The organism is Azorhizophilus paspali, from assembly GCF_043587585.2.
Taxonomy (GTDB): Bacteria; Pseudomonadota; Gammaproteobacteria; order Pseudomonadales; family Pseudomonadaceae; genus Azotobacter; species Azotobacter paspali.
In genome coordinates this window covers 60,062-81,552 of record NZ_CP183182.1, presented here as the reverse complement: position 1 = coordinate 81,552, position 21,491 = coordinate 60,062, and the positions used below count along the sequence as shown (strand labels likewise).

The 21,491-nt window shown below is 58.6% G+C and carries 1 protein-coding gene and 1 pseudogene; both read right to left on the bottom strand.

The genetic code is table 11. The annotated features are described in order from the left end of the window. On the bottom strand, positions 1–20,160 hold the full coding sequence (locus tag ACGI6K_RS22790) for an amino acid adenylation domain-containing protein (protein WP_376948889.1): 20,160 nt from the start codon (positions 20,158–20,160) through the stop codon (positions 1–3). Beyond that, positions 20,141–21,134, bottom strand: a pseudogene (locus ACGI6K_RS22785) (IS481 family transposase). The gene ACGI6K_RS22790 and the pseudogene ACGI6K_RS22785 overlap by 20 nt, the downstream one beginning before the upstream one ends. Between the last annotated feature and the right edge of the window lie 357 nt (positions 21,135–21,491).

Genomic DNA, 21,491 nt, shown 5'->3' with positions numbered 1-21,491 from the left:
TCATCTGCACTGGGACGGCTGCGCCAACGCCGCCAGCCTGTCCCCTAGCCGATCCTGCATCGCCGCCGCCATGCCGCCGTGGTTATCCGGATAGAGCTTGATTTGTTCGTTGCTAAGCAGTCTTGCTAAGCTGTCGAGGCCGTTGATCTCTTCACCTTGCAGGATCTTCAGCAACGCCAATTGATCCATTACGCCACCCAGCAATTGCTCCAACACCAGCATTCCTTCCTCTGGCTCGATAGAGCCCAGTCCCAGCGCGGTCATCCTGTCACGGTAACGGGCGTCACTCACCGTGCCGACACTACCCCAATATCCCCAGTTGATCACTTTGACCGGACAGGGCCAGTCGACTCTGAGTCGATCGGCAAAGGCATCGGCAAAAGTGCAGCCGGCAGCGTAGTTGCTTTGGCCGGCTGCTGTGCTGAAGGACATCATTGATGAGAAAAACAGTACGAAATCTAGTGAGGCGGCGTTCTCCCCGAAAGTCCGGGCCAGAGCCACGCTGGTCGCTACCTTGGCGTTCAGAACAGTGGTAAAGGTATGCTCATCCATGTTTGTCAGGCTTTGATCCTTAAGCACGATCGCCGAGTGCACCACGCCGTTGATCTCGCCATAGCGCTCGGTAATCCGCCGCCGCGCCTCGCCAAGTTGCTGCTCATCAGCGGCGTCGACCTGGAGATAAACAGGTGCCGGGGCATTATGGCGAAGGCTAAGGGCAGTCAGCTCATCCAGCTTATCTTCGAGCTGGCGATCCGGTAACCGGCGACCGATCCAGATCACCCTGGCGCGATGGCGGCTGATCACATGGCGGCTCCAGACTGCGCCGATACCACCAGCGCCGCCGATCACCAGGTAGACGCCGCCGTCGCGATAGGCAAGCAGCCCTGCGGGCGGCGTGTCGACCGTCACCCGGGCCAACTGCCGAAACCACCACTGGTCCTGGCGCAGCGCCAGCAATTCGCCGGAGGCTACGCCATCGAACGGCGCGCTGGCCAGTGAAGCCAACTGCTCGTCAGCCAGATCCGCGAGTTGCACTCTCCAGTGGGGGTATTCTTTGGCCAGCGAGCCAGCCAATCCATGAACCGCAGCGTGGGCTGGCCGGCAGGATTCGCCAGGCAGCGTCTTGATCGCCTGTTCGGTGATCAAGGTCAACCGTAGAGGCTGACGACCGTAACCCAAGCTCAGTAGCGCCTTGATCAGTTTGAACAGCGCCAGTACTCCGTGCTGTTGCGCGGCGATCAGCTTCGGCGAGCCAGCGGAGTTATCGTCGCTTGGCGGCGCCAGCCAAATCACCTCGGCTAGGTCAGGCCGGGCGTTCAGCTCGGCCTGGTAGCTGGTCTCTGAGTCATTCGTCTCCAGCGCCAAGGCGGCGCCGGGGTAAAGTTCGGCCAACGCCTGGCGTCGGGCTAGGGTCGCGCCGAAGATCAGCGTCGCGCCATTATGTTCACGCTGCTCCCCTCCCGCACCGTTGACCATCGACCATATCGGCGCCAGCAGCTGTCGCTCTTCCAACCGCTGCTGGGGGACGGTCTGGTCAGCTTGCCTTACCGTCGCGGTTGACAGCCTTGAGCCCGGAGAGAGTTGTCTGGAGCTTAAGCCAAAGAGCCGTACAGAGATCCATCCCTGATCGTCACAGAGATCGATATCAATTCTGCCGGCTGGGTTATCTCCGGCTTCTCTGCGCAGCAGGGCCCACATCCGTCGCCGACAGGGTGCAATGATCTCTAGCCGCTCCAGCGCAAAAGGCATCAAGGGTGACGTCAGCTCCGCCACACTGCTGTCGAGGGGCAACAACATGCCGATCGCCGCCTGCAGCGCGCTGTCAATGATCCCCGGATCCAGCCGCCAATCATCAGCTATGTTGGACAATGACCCGCAGAGATCCAACTCCGCCAGCACCTCGCGTCGGCCGCCCCGCTCCGCCACCATCAACTGGCGGATCCCGCGATGGCTGTCACCGTAATCTACGCCCATCTCATCAAACAGCCGATAAACTTCACCGCTGTCGAGCCGGAGTCGCCAGTTGCGGCCCCGCCAGTGCGCTAGATCCAGCCGGTCTTCATTGAGCGGCAGGCCGGTTATCGCAGTGGCCTGGCAATGCAGCACTGCTTGGTCGCTATCGTTGCTGAGTAACTTGACTCCGATCCGTCCGTCTTGGCGCTCCAGGCTGATTTGCATGCTGCGCGGATTTGATTCAACTGTCAGCGGTGCCAACCAGTTAAGCTGCTCGATCACCATAGTGTTGGCCTCGCCGTCGGCCAGCGAATGAGTCACCGCTACCCTAATCATCTCCAGATAGGCAGCACCTGGCAGGGTTTTGCGCCCGCCGACCCTATGATCCCTCAGCCAAGGTTCATCGCCGCTGAATTCAGTAATGAATCGCTGATAGTCGAAGCCCGAGTTGTTTTGATGCAGCAACGGGTGCAATTGCACGGGTGCCAAAGATGATCGTCTAGCACCGGTTGGCGCCCAGTAGCGATTGGTGGCGAAGGGATAACTAGGCAAGCTGATTCGCTGGCGTTGTTCGCCGCTGGCGGCCCACAGCGCTGTCCAGTCGATGGACAGCCCCTCGCTCCACAGCTCTAGCAACTGTTGCTGCTCACCGTCCGCAAAGAGCCTGGCCAGTTGCTCGCGCCACTGTGTCTGAAAGCTGGCTTTGAACTGTTCAGCTCGTTCGCTGATCGCGGTCTCCTCAGTGCAGATCCAGCCACTGCTGTCGCCTGCAGAGAGGCGGTGTAATGCGTCGAGTAGGCTTGCCATCTCACTAGTGATTAACGCTGCGCGATGCTCCATCGCCTCCCGGCCAACCTGTAGGGTGTAGGCAATCGCCGCCAGGCTGTCAGTGGCCTGTGGATGCTCCAGTCTGGCCAGCAGGCGGCTAGCGATCTGCCGCAACTGGTCTGGCTCTCGGGCCGACAGCAGAATCATTTCGGTCTTGCCGCTATCGCCGAGCAGAGGCTTCGCTTTACTGTATTCCGCGACGATCAAATGGCCGTTGGAGCCGCCGGCGCCAAAGGAGGAAATTCCGGCGATCCGCGGCATGGCCTGGCCGTTGAGCAACGGCTGCGACCACTCCCGCAGATGCTGGTTGACCTCGAAGGGTGTCGCCGTAAAGTCAATAAAAGGGTTGAGTTTTTGTGAATGCAGTGACGGCGCAATTTGCCGGTGTTTCAGCTGCAGGAGCACTTTGGTCAAACCAGCGATCCCGGCCGCCGCTTCGCAGTGACCGATATTCGACTTGACTGAGCCTATCCAGCAGGTTTGCTCGGGTTTGCGTGCCCCCAACGCGTTGGCCAGGCCGGCGATCTCAATCGGATCGCCCAGCTTGGTGCCGGTGCCATGGGCCTCGATATAGCTGATTGTCACCGGATCGACGCCGGCGTCCTGGAGTGCTCCGCTGATCGCTGCCTGCTGTGCCCGTGGATTCGGCACGCTGTAGCCGGTGCTCTTGCCGCCGTGGTTGAGGTAACTGCCCTTGATCACCCCGTAGATCTGATCGCCGTCGCGCTCTGCGTCGGCCAGCCGCTTGAGGATGACTACGCCGACGCCCTCGCCCGGCACATAGCCGTCACCACCTTCGCCGAAGCTGGCACAATGGCCCTGGTTTGAGATGAACTGGCCGCTGCTTAGCATCAAGTACTTGTTGGGATGAATAGTCAGGTTGACGCCACCAGCAATGGCCATTGAGGTGCGGCTATTGCGCAAATCCTGACAGGCTAGGTGGATTGCGGTCAGCGAGCTGGAGCACATCGAGTCGACCGACATGCTTGGTCCATGCAGGTTAAGGCAGAAGGATACCCGGTTGGCGATACTGGCAGTGCAGCCGGCAAAGCCAATGCGCTGGCCTCGCAGGCTGGCTTCTGCGCCGAACAGCTGGTATTCGCCGTACATTACTCCGACATATACGCCAACTTGCATGCTGTCATCGGTCGCCTCGCCGCCGATGCGACGGCTGTAACCAGCGTCTTCCATCGCCGACCAGGCGGTCTGCATGAATAGTCGCTCCTGGGGATCGATCAGCTCAGCTTCCAGCGGCGAAATATTGAAAAACAGTGGATCAAATTGATCGATACCATCGATAAATCCGCCCCACTTACTATTATGTACCCCGCTTTCGCTGCGATTTTCGCTGTAGTACTCGCGCCAGTCCCAGCGTTCGGCCGGAATTTCGCTGATGCAGTCTTTGCCTTGGCGGAGGTTCCGCCAGAAGGCCTCCAGATTCTCGGCCTTGGGGTAGCGCCCGGCCATGCCGATGATAGCGATATCATCTCTCTCCTGGAGGCCCTGCTGGACACGGTTCCCTGCTGCCTTCGCCGCCCTGTCGAACAGCCGGCGATGCTGGCTGTCTTTGGCTGGGGATACCGGCGTCATCGGCGGTTCTTGTTCCCTAATTTGGGCCACCGCCATAGCATCCTGTGGCTCAAGCTGCTGGCCCGCCAAGTAGTCCGCTAGGCTCTGCAAGCTGGAGTATTCAAATAACAGCGTGCGCGATAAAGAGCCAAAACGTTTTTCGAGCCGGCTGGTCATTTCCATGATCATCAGCGAATCGATGCCGTATTGCTCGAAACACTGCTCATTATCGATCCGTTCTAGCGGGATCTTCAGGGCGCTCGCCAACATCCCCTGCAGCTCCTCTATCAACGAGCTGCGGGAAGCTGGCGCGACTTGGCTGATAGCCGACTTTTGCGGCAGCCGCGCGGCTAGATGATCCGCCAAGCTTTGCAGGGTGGGATATTCAAAAAACAACGTCTTCGACAGCGGCCCGAAGCGTTTTTCTAGCGCCACAGTCATGTCCATAATCATTAGCGAATCAATGCCATATTTTTCAAATGGCTCGTCGTTATCAAGCCGTGACTCGGCGACCTTTACCGTGTTGGCCAATAGCCGGCGCAGCCCAGCCAACAGATCTGTGCCGTCGACAGGCGTTGTTGCTGCGGCGACAGAGGCCGGCTCGCGGCTCAGCAGCGTGGCCAGCCTGTCAGTGTCGCCTGCAAGCACCATCAGTTGATCTTCATCGCTTTGCAGCGCCTGGTATAGCGCCTGAATGCCGGTTGTACTGGCCATCACCACGATTCCAGTGCTTTCCGCCAGGGCGCGCCGGGCGGCATCGCTCATTTGCATGCCGCCTTCGAGCCACAAGGGCCAGTTGATCGCCAGGGTGCGGCCATGGCGCTCTCCCGCCGTGACCTGCTGATTGCGGATACTGGCAAAGGCATCGAGATAGCCGTTAGCCGCGGCGTAATCACTCTGCCCAGCGTTGCCCAGTACACTTGCCATTGATGAGTAAAGCACAAAGAAATCTAGCGTCGCCGTGGCGCTGAACTGGTCGAGGTGGCGCACGCCGGCTACCTTGGCGGCGAACACCGCTTCGAAGTCCTCCTGCGTTTTGTGCACCATTAGGGCGTCACGGGTGATCCCGGCGCAATGGATGATTCCGTGTAATCTGCCGTGTTTGGTGACGATCCCGGCGATCAAGCGTTCAACCTGCCCAGCATCCCCGAGATCCACAGCAAGGTAGTCAAATCGTGCACCCAGTTGTGCCAGCTTGTCGGCCACCGCTGGCGCGTTGGCCTCCGTACGGCCGCACAGCACCACGCTAGCCCCCGGCGCGGCGTCCATGATTGCCCGCGCGAGGATCATGCCGACGCCGCCAAGGCCTCCAGTAATCAAATAGACGCCGTTTGGCCGCCAGGGCGCAGGACCGTTATCCAATGGCCGATAGCACCAGATAAGCTCTTGTCGCCGCAGTTCGCCGGCTTCGGACAGATAACGCAGTTGGCGCTCGCCGGGCGCGGCGGCTTCGGCCGCCAGTTGCCGCGCCAGTTGCACCGCGTCGAGTCCCGACGACACTTCTATCAGTTGGCAGATCAGCACCGGCTGCTCCCGGCTGGCGCTGCGTAACAGGCCGCCGAGGCCTCGATAACCTTGCTGATCAGTTGCCGGGATCACCAACTGAACCATATGGGGGCGCCCAGCGGAAAGCAGTGGCTTAAGCTGTTCGAACAGGGCCAAGGCCGCCTGTTGATAATCGTCACCAGCTAGCGTCAGGCTGGGAATTCCATGCTTCTGCAACCGCTCCGGCAGGCCGGCAAAGGCCGGATTGTGGCCCAGAATCATCGCCAGATGAGACATCGTCGGAGCATCTGTCGCCGCAGCCGGCTCAGCATCGCGCCATTGCTTCTGGCATAGCAGTCCTTCGCTGGCGGCGTCGCTGTTGGCGGACAGCGTTTTGAACGACAACTTACGGATGGTCGCACAGCACTGGCCGTTTTCGTCGAACAACGTCAGATCAAAACGATAGCCGCCAGTCATGCGCCCAGCGCTGCGTATCTGCACTTGCAGTGCCGCTGGGCAGTCGCCAAACAACACCAACTCGGCCAGCCCCTCGGGCAACAGCAACGGCGGTCGCTCATCCAGTTCATCAAACAACAATGCCATGACCCCTTGCAGCGCGGCGTCAAGCAGCCCGGGATGGATGGCGTAACTATCACTCACTGCAGCGTCTTCAAGCGCGACCCAAGCCAGCGCCTGATCTCCCTGGCGTAGCAGTGACAGAATCCTGCGATGGCCTACACCATATTCGATGCCCATTGCAGCAAAACGCTGGTAGCAGGCCTCGACATCCATCTGGCGGGCGTCAGCGGCTATGAAGTCGAGGTTCTCCGGTTGTGCCATGGCGGCTCCGGCCAGCGCCCGGCAATGCAGCTGCAACTGCCCGGCGCGGTCATAGGAGCAAATCCCGACGTGACATTCACCACCCGGTTGCGCCTCCAGTTCGACAAACAGCTCACCATTGTTGGCGGCGTCGACGCTGAAAGGTTGACACCAGACCAAATCGCGAATAACCAGCGCCCTGCCCGCAGGCAGTTCGCCGCCCAATGCGTCAGTCAGCGCCGCATGGATCATTCCGATCATCGCTGCGCCCGGCAAGACGCTACGACCATTGATCCGGTGTTCGGCCAGAAAACTCTCCTGGCCGCTGAACCGACTGAAGTAGCGTAAACCACGCAGATCTGAGACGTTGCGGTGCAGCAGCGGATGAAGTAACTCCTCGCCTGCCGGCGTTGCCAGCTCGTCCTTGATGCGCCAGTAGCGCTCGCGGGCAAAGGGATAACCTGGCAAGCTGATCGGCGTTGGCGTGCCCTCTCGGTACATCAGACGCCATTCCAGCGTCAGGCCGTTGACCCAAGCCTCGAGCAATTTTCCATGCTGGCCACGGTCGATCCAGTCGGTAATGACGCTTTGTATGTCTGCATCAGCAAACAGCGACAGCGCCTTGTTGTGATCCTTGAGCCGGCCGCCATAATGAGCGCCCTGGGACGGGTTGTCGATAAAGCCCCGCAGTTGGGCTTTAAGCTGGGCTAGCGAGGTTGCCAGCAGACCCAGCCGATGTTCCATCGCCTCGCGACCGACCTGCAGGGTATAGGCCAGCGCCGGCAGATCGCCGTCGTCCAGCTCGTCCTGCTCCAGTGTGCCCAGCAACAGGCTAGCCTGCTGAAACAGCTGTGCTTCCGTTTTGGCCGACAATAAAATGATCGCCGGCTGCTGCTCGTTGACGGCAATCACCGGCCGCAGCCTGTTGTCTTCGTATTCTTCGATCACCACGTGGGCGTTAGCGCCGCCAGCGCCGAAGGATGACACCGTAGCGATCCGCTTGAATTCCTGACTGCCGCCGTTGATCACCACCTTGGGGCGACGCCACTCGGCCAACGATTGCTGCACCGCGAAGGGACTGCTAGCAAAGTCAATCTCCGGGTTGAGTTCGCCTGCGTGCAGCGACGGAGCCAGTTGGCGGTGCTTCAGTTGCAGCAGCACTTTAGTGACTCCAGCGATGCCTGCGGCGCTCTCGCAATGGCCAATATTGGATTTGATCGAGCCGATCGCGCAGTACTGTTTTGCTGGCATTTCAGTACCACTGTTGAACGCCCTGACCAGACTGGCGATCTCGATCGGGTCCCCCAGTGAAGTGCCGGTGCCGTGGGCCTCGACATAGCTCACCGCCCTGGGATCAACGCCGGCCCTGGCCAGAGAGTCGACCACCAGGCGGCTCTGTGCCAACGGGTTGGGTACGGTATAGCCGTTGGTCTTGCCACCGGCATTGATCATGCTGCCCTTGATCACCCCGTAAATTTGATCGCCGTCAGTTTCAGCCTGGGCCAGGGGTTTGAGCAGCAACGCGCCCACTCCTTCGCCGGCGACAAAACCGTCGGCATCTATGCCAAACGCCTTGCACTGTTTGCCCGGCGACAACATTTTCATCTCAGTCAGGCGCATGTAGTGTACGGGGTCGATCACCAGGTTGACCCCACCGACCAGCACGCAGTCGCTGACGCCGCTGTGCAGGCTTTCCAGCGCCAGGTGGATCGCAGTGAGCGATGACGAGCAGGCGGTATCCACCGCCATGCTCGGCCCTTGAAAGTTGAACTGATAGGACACGCGGTTGGCCACCGACCAGTAGCTGGACTGGCGGGCGTAGGTTCCGTTCATCACTCCGACAAACACTCCAACCTGATACCGCTCAGCCAAGCGGCCTGGGGTATAGCCGGCATCGCTGATACAATGATAAGCCTCTTCCAGGAAGAGCCGCTCCTGGGGATCCATCTTCTCCGCCTCGCGTGGCGAGATATGGAAAAATAGCGGGTCGAATTTGTCGATTTCCCGGATAAAACCGCCCCAGCGGGTATAAATGTGGCCTTTTTTGCCCAGCGTTTGATCAAAATATTGACGCCAGTCCCAGCGATCCGCCGGCACTTCATCGATACAGCTCTCGCCGTTTTTCAGGCGTCGCCATAGCTCGCAGGCGTTATCGGAATTGGCATAACGTCCTGCCAGACCGATGATCGCAACTTCAGCGCCACACTGGCCCCGTGGCGCGCTGTCGGGCGTCTTGGCGGCAAAGTGGTGCTCGGCTAGTTTGACTAAGGTATTGGCCGTATCAGCCGGCGTCGGCTGTTCGGTCGCCGACTCCTTATCCAACCCCAGCAGAGTCATAAGTTGATCTTTCTGTGACGCAACGAAATGATCCGCAAGCGCGTCGACGGTCTGGTATTCGAAGAACAGCGTACTGCTGATACCCGACAGTTTGTCGCGCAACACGTTGGTCAGTTGCACCACCAAGATCGAATCGATGCCATAAGTCTCAAGCGGCTCGCGGGCGTCGATCTGCTCGGATTGGATCTTGAACAGCCCGCCGATCATCTGCTTAAGGTAGCGCACCGTCTGATCCTTCAGCGCCTGCTTGGTTACTGCGCCCGCCGGTGCCATGGCGACGCTCTGCTGTGGCGGTCGTGGAGCCTGGGCCGCCAAGCCCTTGGGCGCAACTTTAGCCGGTTCCCCCTTACTGTGCCGATCCTGCCAAATTACCCCATTGCTTTCGGCGATCACTATCTGCTGACCGAGATCGTGGTTGGCCAGCGCCGGGTAATAGACTTGTCTGTAACCTTCGCTTTCCAGCACCTGTTTCCACTGTCTCGGTGCGAGCGCTGGGCCGCCGGGCAACCGTAGATCCTGATCGTCGAACAACCACCAGCCTTTGAGCAAACCGAAAGTCAGGTGGGTAAACAGGCCATTGCGACAAATCTCGTTAATCATCACTAGGCCGTTGTGTTTCAGCGCAGCCTTGGCGTTTTTCATCGCCCGCCGCAGATCTTGCGTCGCGTGCAGTACATTGGTGGCGATTACCAGATCATAACCACCAACCGTGATACCCTGCTCCGCCAGAGGCTTGTCGACATCGAAAAGCTGATAACTGAGGTAGGGGGTTTCCAGCCCGTAAGCCTGCCGCGCGTGCATCAGAAACGCTTGAGATACATCGGTGTAGCAGTATTCCCCGATCTGCCGTTGATAGGGTCGAAGTTTTTCAAACGCCCGCGCACTGGTACCGCCGGTGCCGGCTCCAATCTCCAGGATAAGGATCGGCGTCTCCGGCGATTGTTCCAATCGTCCCTTGACGAACTCGACCATCGCGTCGAGCAACACTTCGTTGAAAAAATCGGACACCGGATTGTATTTGTAGATCCCTTCGACCATGGCCATCGATGAGTCAGGGAATATGATGTCCGTCGCCGCGATCCGACCATCGAGGATCTCTGGCAGCACCCGCAGGGTCGCCTCGGCGAGGATCACCTCTGCTTTAAGGCTGGCCTGCTCTAGCCAATCCGGCTTTTGCGCCTCCCATTCGGTCCATAAGGGTTCAATCGCCAACGGCTGGGGATTGATTACACGATAGGCTGTCGGACTATTGCCGCCCTCCATGTGCAGGTAACCGCGTTGCGCCAGCTCGTCAAGGCTCCTGTCGATCCAGCGGTAATACATCGACATCAGGCCACTGCGTTGCTTCATCTCGGCTATTATTTCGCGCTCGCGGCCAAACCAGCCCAGTTGCTGCAACTGGGAGTAGAGCAAGCGGCCTTGCAGTGCGTCGATGGTCGCCCTTTGAGCCTCCGCCTGCTGCGTCGTTGCCCGAACCCCTTTGCTGTCCACAACCAGGTGTTTTTTCATCCGGGCGATCAGTGACGGGTAGGCTTCCGGACGAATCTCGCCGTATTCGCCAAAAGGCCCAGCCGGGTGCCTCGGAAGCTCCAGACTGCTAAAGGTATCGCTCAGCCGCCGCGAGGTCCGCAGGAAGGTTAATTGGGAGAGTGGTCGGGCCAACAGGGTTTCCAGCGCCGCCATCGCCTGCTCACCCTCGATCGAACCGAGACCGACCTCAGCCATTCTTCGACGATAGTCTTCGCTGGCCACCGAGCCGACATGGCCCCAGTAACCCCAATTAATCACTTTGACCGGATATGCGCGATGTTGTGCAAGGTAATGGCCAAAGGCATTTTTGAAGGTACAGCCGGCAGCATAGTTGCTCTGCCCGGCTGACTTGGTAAAGCTCTGCAACGACGAGAAAAGCAACATGAAATCCAGCGGCTGGTGCTCAAACACCTCGGCAAGACGCACGCAGACATCCACCTTGGCGACCAAGCCGGCAGTAAATCTTTGTTGATCCATCCGCGCCAGGCTTTGATCCTCAAGCTGGATCGCTGCGTGGATCACCCCATGAATCCTGCCATACTCGGCAGAGATCTGGATCACCGCCTGTTGCAGCGCGGCGTACTTGCTAGCGTCGGCGCTAATATAGCGCGGCGCTGGTCCAAGCTTGGCCAATTCGGCGATCGTCGCGTCAATTTGGCTATTCTGCTCGCGACGCCCCAGCCAAATAACCTGGGCCCCACGGGTACGGATCAAGTACTCGCTCCACAACCGGCCGATACCGCCGGCACCGCCGATTACCAGGTAAACGCCCCCATCGCGATAGAGACTTTCTACCTTACCTTTCCTGCCAACCGCTCCCCCTAGCGGCAAGCAGGGCGCAAGATACTGGCGGTACCAGACATCATTGCGGCAGGCCAGCGCGTCGCCACGAGGATCGGCGGGTAACAACAGTGGATCCAAGTTGGGCCAACCGTCGCCCTCTGGCAGATCCACTAGCCGCACGCGCCAGTGGCTGTATTCCTTAGCCATCGCGCTGATCAGCCCGTGTACGCTGGCGTGAGCCGGCGCCACCGGCTCGGTCACCACTTGGTGGCGGCTGCTCGCTTCACCGAATACTGTTAGCACCCCTCGAGTGATCACCGTCCACTCCAGCGGCTGCTGATCCAACGCCAACGCCAGCAGCGCTTTGATCAGACGGAAGCAGCCCAGCACTCCACCCTGCTGGGCACGAATCATGCCATCAGTGTCACCATCCTGCGCCAGCGTTGTCGGCGCTAGCCATATTAGGTGCTCAATAGGCCCGGCTTCGCGCAGCAGTTCGGTGAGTTGCTCGATGGATTCGTTGCCGTCAAGCAACAGCGAAACGGCTTGCGGATAGCGGGCAGTCAACTGTTTGTAGCCCAGAGGATCATTGCCAATCAGCAACAGTCGACCGGTAGACGGCGCCAGGTTTTTGGGGGTGAAACGTCGCCACTTTTCCACCAGATAACAGTCGCTCTCCGGTCGATCGTCGAGCATCATCTCCAGCAGTGACGGCTTTTTCATTGGCCGCAGCATAAATTCCTGCAGCGCGGCGCAATGTTCGCCCCGTTTATTATAAATATCGATATCAAACTTCGACTGTCCCGCTTCGGTGTTATCTGCAGAAGGGCGCACCCAGGCCCAGATCTGCTCGCCCAACTCAGCACCGCTCAGCTGTAATCGGGCCAGTGCGAAAGGCACCCAAGTTTGCTTCAGTTCTGGCGCTAATCCCTGATCGAGCTGATCCGCCACCAGCAAGCCTATGGTTGACTGCAACGCACCATCCATCAGGCTCGGATGTAGGACAAATCGTTCGTGGCCAGAGGTCAGCGCTTGTGGCAATTCGATCTGCGCCAGCACCTGGCCGCCATCAATCCGTAGCTCTTGAACCGACCGGTGCCAGGGGCCATAGTAAATTTTCATGCCGTCGAACAGCCGGTACAAAGCATCGGCATCGAGAATATGACCGCCGATCGCCGCTTGTAGCGAGACTAACGATTCTGCCGGTTCACCAGTATCCTGGACTACAACCGCTTCACCCTGGCAGCACGTCGCCTGTCGTTTCCGCTCGAGAATTTCGAATTTCAGTCGATGTTCGTCGAGAGTGTCGATGCGGATCTCCACTTCAACTCGGTCGTCGCTCTGCTCGTTAAGCGTCACCGGCTGCGACCATACCAGGTTGCGCAAGCTCAGAACGCCGGACGGCGTCAGCTTTCCCAGTGAGCGGCTGATCGCCTCTCGCGCCATTTCAAGGTAGGTGACGCCCGGCAAGACCTTGTGATCGCGGATCAGGTGATCTCGCAAAAAAAACTCATTCCCACTGAATATCGAGGTAAATTTCTGCTGTGACAGATCCGATACGTTGGTGTGCAGTAGTGGGTGCGCCCGCCCCTCGCCACCTTGCTGGCCCAGGAGGGGGAAATGGGACTCGCCGGAAACCCAGATCTTTTCGCGGGCAAAGGGGTAGCTCGGTAGGCTGATCCGCCTAGCCACGCCCCCCGACTGCCCCAATACAGTCCAGTCGAGCGTCAGCCCTTTGACCCACAGCTCCAGCAGCTTGTGGTATTTGCCTTTGTCGGCCCAGGCGGTCAAGGTCGCCGCCATATCCTCATCATGGGCCAGCACCGCCATTGCCGCCCTATTGTCTTTTACCTGACCGACATGAATGCAACCAAAAGAGCCGAACTGTTCGGGCTGTTTGACCAGTAGCTCGACGCTTTGCGCCAGCCTGTCCTGCAATTCGCCGATCGAGCCGGCGCTGAAGGCTAGACGATATTCCATCGCCTCTCTCCCCTGCTGCAGGGTAAAGGCCAGATCCGCCAGCCGCGGCAGCGTATTCTCGACACCGGCCCGATGCAAGAACTGCTGTAATCGCTCGACCTGCTGTTGCAACTGGGCCAGCGTCCTTGCCGACAGCGGGATCATCGCTGTCTGCCCGGCGACTTTGTCGTCCCGAGCCGGCGCAATATGTTCAGCAATAATCACGTGCCCGTTTGAACCACCGGATCCAAAAGAAGATACCGAGGCCGCACGTGGATACTCTCGTTCCCGGCCATCGAGATTCAACACCGGCCGCCGCCACTCTTCCAACTGCTGGGGTACGTAAAACGGCGAATCGGCAAAGGGGATGCCTGGGTTTAGGCGCCTTGAATGCAGCGACGGCGCCAACTGGCAATGCTTAAGCTGCAACAGCACCTTGGCAATCCCGGCGATGCCCGCCGCTGATTCCAGATGCCCGATATTCGACTTGACCGAGCCAACGGCGCATTGTCGCGCCAGCGCAGCCTCGCTGCCCAGAGTGACGCTGCGCCGGGTAAAACCCAACTGCAGGCCGGTGATTTCCACCGGATCTCCAAGCGCTGTGCCAGTGCCGTGGGCCTCGAGATAACTCAGCTCTCGTGGATCCATGCCGGCCTTGTCGAGTGACTCGGCGATCATTGCCCCCTGGGCATTGGGGCTCGGCACGGTGTAACCATGGGTCTTGCCGTTATGATTGATTGAGGTCGCCCGGATCACCCCATAGATATTGTCGCCGTCTGCCTCGGCCCGGGATAGCGGCTTGAGCAGCACCGCTCCGACTCCCTCGCCAGGCACAAAACCGTCGCCCCCTTCGCCGAAGCTGCGGCAGCGACCGTCGGAAGAGGACATTGTCAGCTGGGACTGTATAAAATATTTGTTGGGATGCAGCGACAGGTTGACGCCGCCGGCCAGGGCCAGCTGGCACTCGCTGCGTCTTAGGCTCTCGACTGCCAAGTGCAGTGCGGTCAACGACGACGAGCAGATGGTGTCGACCGCCATACTCGGGCCGTTGCAGTCGAAGACATAGGACACCCGGTTGGCGATCGAACCAAACGACGAATCTACAGCATCGTCGGTGCAGTCAGCAGCGGCCGAGCGGGTATAAAGCAGGTATTCGCCGTGCATCACACCGACAAACACCCCCATTTCACCCTGGTAATGACGCTGCAGTCCGGCTCGATCGTAGCCGGCGTCTTCGAGAGTTTGCCAAGCGGTTTCGAGGAAGATCCGCTCTTGAGGATCCATCCGCTCGGCGTCCCGCGGCGAAATATTGAAAAATAGCGGATCAAAATGGTCGACGCCGTCAATAAAACCGCCCCACTTGGTGTTGATTTTGCCTTTTAGGCTGCGGTCACTGCTGTAATACTTGCTGTGTTCCCAACGCTCGGCTGGTATCTCGCTGATACTGTCGATACCGTTTTTGAGGTTGTCCCAGAAGCTGTCGATATCCGCCGCGCCGGGAAAACGTCCGGCCAAGCCAATGATCGCGATCGGCTCATGGCGTCGCAACGTCACTGGGCGTTGTTGCACCCTGGCGGCCAGGGCGGGCTGCGCGGCGCTTCCTTGAATCCCCAATAATTGCCGGCTGCGCAGCTGATGCTCGGCGGCAAAATAGCCTGCCAGCGCGGAAATACTCTGGTATTCAAAGAACAGCGTGGCCGACAACTCGCCAAACGCTTGGGCCAACTGTTGGTTGAGCGTGATGATCATTAGCGAGGTCAAGCCGTAACGATCGAAGGTTTCTTCGCAGTCGATGTCACTCTCGGGGATCGCCGATATCTTGGAGAAATGACGCTTGATATAGCCTTCCAGCGCCCGTTGCAACGCCTCGTCCCGCACCGGCTGCAACGCCTCGGAGGAGGCGCGGGTCGCAGAGGCGACGATATGGCAGTCGACGGCCGCAAAGGGATAAGCCGTCAACGCCACCCTGCGATGGTTATGTCGGGCGATCTCCGCTAAGCTGCTTTCCCCGGTGACCCATTGGCTGGCAATGGTCATCAACCTCTGGCGGCCCAGCCCTTGAAGATCCTTTTCAATATGGCCCGGTTGCGGCTCTCTCTTGAGGCTGCCGCGCAGCAGCACATCTGGATTTTTACCTTTGAGTAGCCCTATCAGTTCGTCGCGACTGTCGGCCACCACTGCTAGGCGCTGGTTCAGCGCGACTCGGCCGACACAGAGGGTGTAGCTGATATCGCCAAGGCTGGCATCACCAAACCGTCCTGCTTGTATATCGTCAGCAAACGCCGCGACCAGTTGATCAAGCTGCTCGCGGCTCGCGGCGACAAAGGGGAACAGCCAGGGCCCTTCGCTTTGCTGCGCAGCGACCTGTTGCGGTGGCGCTTCGAGGATCAGGTGGCCACCGGATCCGCTGGCGCCAAAGGCGTTGATCAGCGCGCACTGCGGCCCCCGCCAGTCACTCAGCTGATCGGCGATAGCGAGGTTGTTGTCCTCCAGGCGGATCATGGGGCTGAGCGGATCACAACCGAGGGTCGGGGCGATCTGCCGGTGTTTCAACTGCATCAGCACCTTAGTAATCTGCGACAGCGCCGATGCTGATTCGAGGTGACCGATATTGGCCTTGATCGATCCTACCATCAGCGGCGCATCGCTAAGGCGAGCGCCAAACACTTTGCTGATCGCCGCAAATTCAGCCCCGTCCGCCAGGCTGGCGCCGGGAGCCGCAGCCTCAACATAGCCGATCGCCTCGGTGGACAACGCTGCCTGTTGTAGTACTCGACGCATTGACATTGCTTGGCTGTCGGCATTCGGCGCACCGTAACGGAAAGTCTTTCCGCTATGGCTAATCGCAGTAGCGCGGATTACCCCGAGGATCTGATCGCCATCCCGTGTGGCGTCTTCGAGTGGCCTGATCAACAGTGCACCGATGCCTTCGCCGGCCACCCAGCCGTTGGCATTGCGGCCAAAGGGATGAGATTGGCTATCGCCAGACAACAGTTCCAGAGAGGTCAGCAGTTCGAGGTGTGATGGGTGGCTGATCAAGTTGACGCCACCAACAATTGCCACCTGGCAGTCGCCCTGGCGAATACTGTTGCAAGCAAAATGCAGCGCGGTCATCGTTGATGAACAAGAGGTGTCGAAAGCGACGCTAGGGCCATTGAAATCGTTGAAGAAAGACACACGGTTGGCGATCGCCGAGAGGAACGAGGTAGTCCGCTCGCCTCGTTCCGTGGGCAGGTGGTGTTGGTAATCACCCCACATCGCACCTACAAACACGCCGATCCGCTCGGCCTGCCGCCGGAGGCCCGTGGCGGTATAGCCGCTGTTTTCCAGGCAGTGCCAGACCGCTTGCAGGAACAAGCGCTCCTGGGGGTCCAGGGTTTTCGCCTCAGCCGGGGTGATCTTGAACAGCAATGGATCAAATAGCTGCTTGTCGGCCAGTGTGCCCACTGCCCACTGTGGCGAATCACCAGTGGCGTCGCCACCGTAGAGTAGCGCTTCGCTACTCAATATATTGATGGTTGAACGGCCAGCGCTCAGGTTTCGCCATAGCTCATCGGGGTTAGCGGCGCCGGGATAGCGACCGCTAATCCCGATGATCGCCATCGAGTCACCATTGAAGTGCTCATTGACCGCTCGGGCCGGCTCGTGGATTTCCAGCCGCGGCCAGCCGGCGGGCAGTGATTGCGTCACTGCGCCACCGACAAAGCTATGCACCAGCTCGTCGCCCTCATCCAGATCAAAAGCGTCGCGGATCTTGTCGAAATACATCGATCCGATGGGGCACAGGCCTATCCCGAACTCGCTCTGCTTTTCCAGCAGCAGTTGGCCGATTCTTCCCGCTTGGAGCAAATTGAAATAACGGCTTTCATCACCGTAAGCCGGGGAGCAGCCGGCAATTATAAAAATTCGCAGTCGCGCCTGGTGGGCGTGTTTACGGTTGAACGGAGTGTAGCAGTTGTTGATCGCCGCAAGATCGCCTTCGCTGATTCGCCTTAAGGTATGGCTGCCGCTATGATAGTGGTATATCCCTCGGGGCAGATATTGTCCCTGGCAGCCTTGCTGTACGCTTTGTTCAGCGAGGTGCAGGTAGATCTTCAGCGCTAACCCAGGATCGGTGTTGTACAACCGCCCATTGCCCTGATCGGCCCGCAACAGGCTCAACAGTTGGCTCAACTGACTAAAACTCAGCGGCCTGTCGCAGTATTGACGCTTGGCGGCACGCAGCCGCAGCGCGTTGGCGCTGATCGGCGCGGCGGACAGTTTAATTACTCCGTCGCCCTGCTCCGGCAGATCACAGCGGATCTGACGCTGTTCTTGATGCAGTTGCGCCAGTTCCTCCCTGCTCGGTAAAGCAAAACCATTATTTTTTTCTTTCAGGAAATCGGCAAACAGGGGGCCAGACTGGCGCCAGTGACCATTCAGCTCCTTGCCATCCACAGCCAGGGCCGTCGGCACAACGCCTTCGAGCAGACAATGCAGGAAACGGTGACTCGGCTGTAACTTGAATAGTTCGGCAATCGCCGCAAAGTCAACGCCGTAGGCTGGGGTCAACGCTATGTCGAAGTCGCCTTGGCGGGACAGCAATAGCTGTTCAATATAACCTGCCTCTAGCACCAGTAAGGATGGAGTAGCGTTCTTGTAGATCGGCGCAATGGCGTCATTTTCGGCGATCAGGAATAATGCAAAGCCAGCCTCGGCCAGTTGTGCGCGCTGCCCCGGCCGTAGAACCTGCGGATCCAGTTTGGCCGGTACACTAACCGGCAGCAGGCGGTTTAGCCGCGGCAGGTAATAGTAGACACCACCGGCCAGGCCGTTGATCCGCCCTTCAGCTACATAGAGGTAACATTGGATAGCGTTGAGGCCGCCGGCCGAGGAGTAGAGGTACTTGCCCTGGCTATCTAGCGGCTCCTCCCGCAGCAACGAGAGCAGGCGTCCAAGCCGTTCGAGATTTGCAGGCGAGCCGCCGTCCGGTCGCCAGTATGCCCGAGGATCAAAGCTAACCCTTTCTAATGGGATCGGATCGTTTACCGCTTGTTGGCGAACCGGCGTAGCGTTCAGGGACTCCTCCTCGCTGGGCATTATGCCTTTGGTGTCGAGGATATAGGCGGTGACCGCGGCGATGGTTGGTTGCTCAAGGAACACATCTACCGGCAGCACCACCTGATGGTGCTGCTGGATACTGTGGACCGCTTGCACCAATGTAAAGGAGGTCGCGCCCTGATCAAAAAGGTCGTCGTCAACCGCTAGTTCGTCGACCCCGAGCGCCTCGATAAAATACTGCTGCAACCAAGCGGTCAGTGCCTGGGGGCTCATCGCTTGCCTGCGCGGTTGGGCCGTCGCCTCTACGTCACTAGTGAGCAGCGCCTTGCGGTCCGCTTTGCCGTGGGCGGTCACGGGTATCTGGTTAATAAAGTTCACCAGACTCGGTGTCATATATTCCGGTAGGCGAGATTTGACAAAATCCCGCACCGCTTTTTTATCCAGCCCCTCAGCCACCACAAAGGCCACTAATTTGGGATCTTCCGAACTGGGGTCCTTGACTAACACCACCGCCTCATCGATTGCCGGATGGCTCTTGAGGACATTTTCGATCTCACCAAGCTCGATGCGGAAACCCCGCAGCTTGACCTGCGAGTCAAAACGGCCAAGCAGCTCAATCTCGCCATTACTGAGGAAACGCGCCTTGTCACCCGTGCGATATAGTCTGGCGTCGGCTTTGCCAGAGAAGGGATCGCGGATAAATTTTTCAGCAGTCAGCTCAGGACGGTTGAGATAGCCCCTGGCCAGGCCGATACCGCCGATGCACAACTCGCCGGTGTCACCGATCGCTACCGGCTTTGCCTCGGTATCCAAAATGTGAATCTGAATATTGTCGATAGGCCGACCGACCGGTACCAGTTGGTCTTCCCGCGGCTCGCAGAGCCAGTAAGTGACGTCCACCGCCGCCTCGGTCGGGCCATATAGGTTATGCAACTCAGCGGTCAGCAGTTGGCGGAACTGGAGCAGCAGGTTGTGGGTCAGCGCCTCGCCGCTGACAAACACCTTCTGTAATGACAGGCATTCCGAGACCGCCGAGTGCTTGAGGAAGAAGTGCAGCATTGAAGGCACAAAGTGGCAGATGGTGATCCGCTCCGCTTTGATGATCTCCACCAGGTAATGGGCGTCCTTATGGCCTTCCGGCCTGGCCATCACCAAACAGGCGCCACTAAGCAATGGCAGGAACAGCTCCCAGACCGAGACATCGAAGGTAAAGGGTGTTTTCTGTAAGATCCTATCAACCGGGCCAATATCGTAATGGCGCTGCATCCACAGCAGACGGTTACAGATCGCCTTATGCGGCAGCATGCAGCCTTTGGGACGACCGGTAGAGCCCGAAGTGTAGATAATGTAGGCAAGATCATCGGGGCCATTGATTGGTGCAGGGTTATCATCACTGCTGGCTAGCGCTTCCTGCCCAGGATCATCTAGGCAAAGCACTTCGCCGTCATATACCGCTAGCCGCTTGCGAAAACGCTGTTGCGTCAGCATTACTGTCACCGCAGCGTCCTCGATAATCAGAGCCAACCGCTCCTCGGGGTAGCCGGGATCCAGCGGCAGGTATGCACCACCGGCCTTAATGATCGCCAGCAGGGCGATTATCAGCTCTACCGAGCGCTCTATCTGCACGCCCACCAGACTGTCGGGGCCGATTCCCAGTTCGCGCAGGTAATGGGCCAGCCGATTGGCCCGGCGGTTTAATTCGCAATAACTCAAGACCTGATCTTCAAAACGAACCGCCACCGCTTCCGGGCTGCGTTCGACCTGCTCTTCGATCAATTGCTGCAAACACTTATCTAGCGGGTACTTCCTGTAGGTATCGTTCCAACCGGAAATGATCTTACTTTCTTGTATATTCACGAATTACATTCCTAATGTTCGGTCCCGCCAGGGAGTGGATCGGGCTTACCCTGAACCCTTGTGGCAGCTCAGCCCAGGCTTTGCAGATATGCTCAAAGGGCGTGAGTCCGTTCAGGCTCTTGAGATGCTTAGCGTAGTTGTACGCATCGAAAAAGGTGGCGAGATGGTCCTGCCTTTCGTGGCTGTCGTAGCAATAGCGGCGAACAGTGGCCTCCTTGATCGTACGGTTCATGGCCGTTAGTCCAAGGATAGTTGGGTTTTGTGAGGCGATTTTTGCGCACAGGCCAGATCGAAAGCGTGATCTCGGAAGATCTCCTTGTGCTCAAGCATCCCTTTGATCTCCGGGATGTGCCAGCTGCGGCCTCCGGGTACAGTAAAATGCGTTCGTTGTCGGTGAGGACGGTATGGATTTTATAGGGGACGATCTCAATCAGCTTGCGTAGGAGGTCGGCCGCGATGCCTCTAGTGGCGTGCTTATGCAATTGGGCATAGGCGAATCTGCTCACCCGATCGGTGGTAATGAACATGTGAAGCTTGCCTTCTTCAGTCCATACTCTGGCGATGTCAATATGGAAATAGCCAATCGGATAAGTCTTGAACTTCTTGCGTGGCTTGGCCCTCTCGACGTCGGGCAGGCGGCTGATGCCTTGACGCTGGAACAGCCGATGCAGAGTGGAGCGATCCAGATATGGGATCGTCGCCTGGAGCGTGTAAAGGCAATCATCCAGCGACAGCAGCGTGTGTCTGCGGAAGGCAACGATCAGTGCTTCTTCTTCCTTTGAAAGCACCGTCGAGCACATCTCCTTCGGTCCCATGGGGGCATTTTCGACGAAGTCTCGCTTTTTCCACTTCATCACTGTCTTCGGGTTCACGCCACAGTGTTTGCTCAACGCTTGGATCGAAGCTCTCGATCGCTGTATTGCCGTTCGGATGGCGTGAGTGGTCGTGGTGCTGCCATGAAGTATTTGTCCCATAACGATTCCTTGTGGCGGACAACAGTAATCATGCCATCACCCTGTGGGACAAAACAGCTAGGATGTTTTCATCCTGACAGGCCATAGCCGTACTGGCGGATATAAGGATGGTCTTATATGGACGCCTCCCGGAACTCAAGAGGTAGGCCAGCTGGCATTCAGGTAGGAGCAGTCTTATATCCGACCTATGTGCGCAGGCCGAAAAACCTGCTGGCCCTGATGGAATCCGCCGACGAGGCCCTCATCTGAAAATCGAGCTGAGGGCAGCGCCCATGGCTCATATTCCTTACCAGGTTTACCTCGTCACGGTCTGAGCTGTTCCGCCATCACATGCTTACCGCTCGCGCTCCTTGTGAA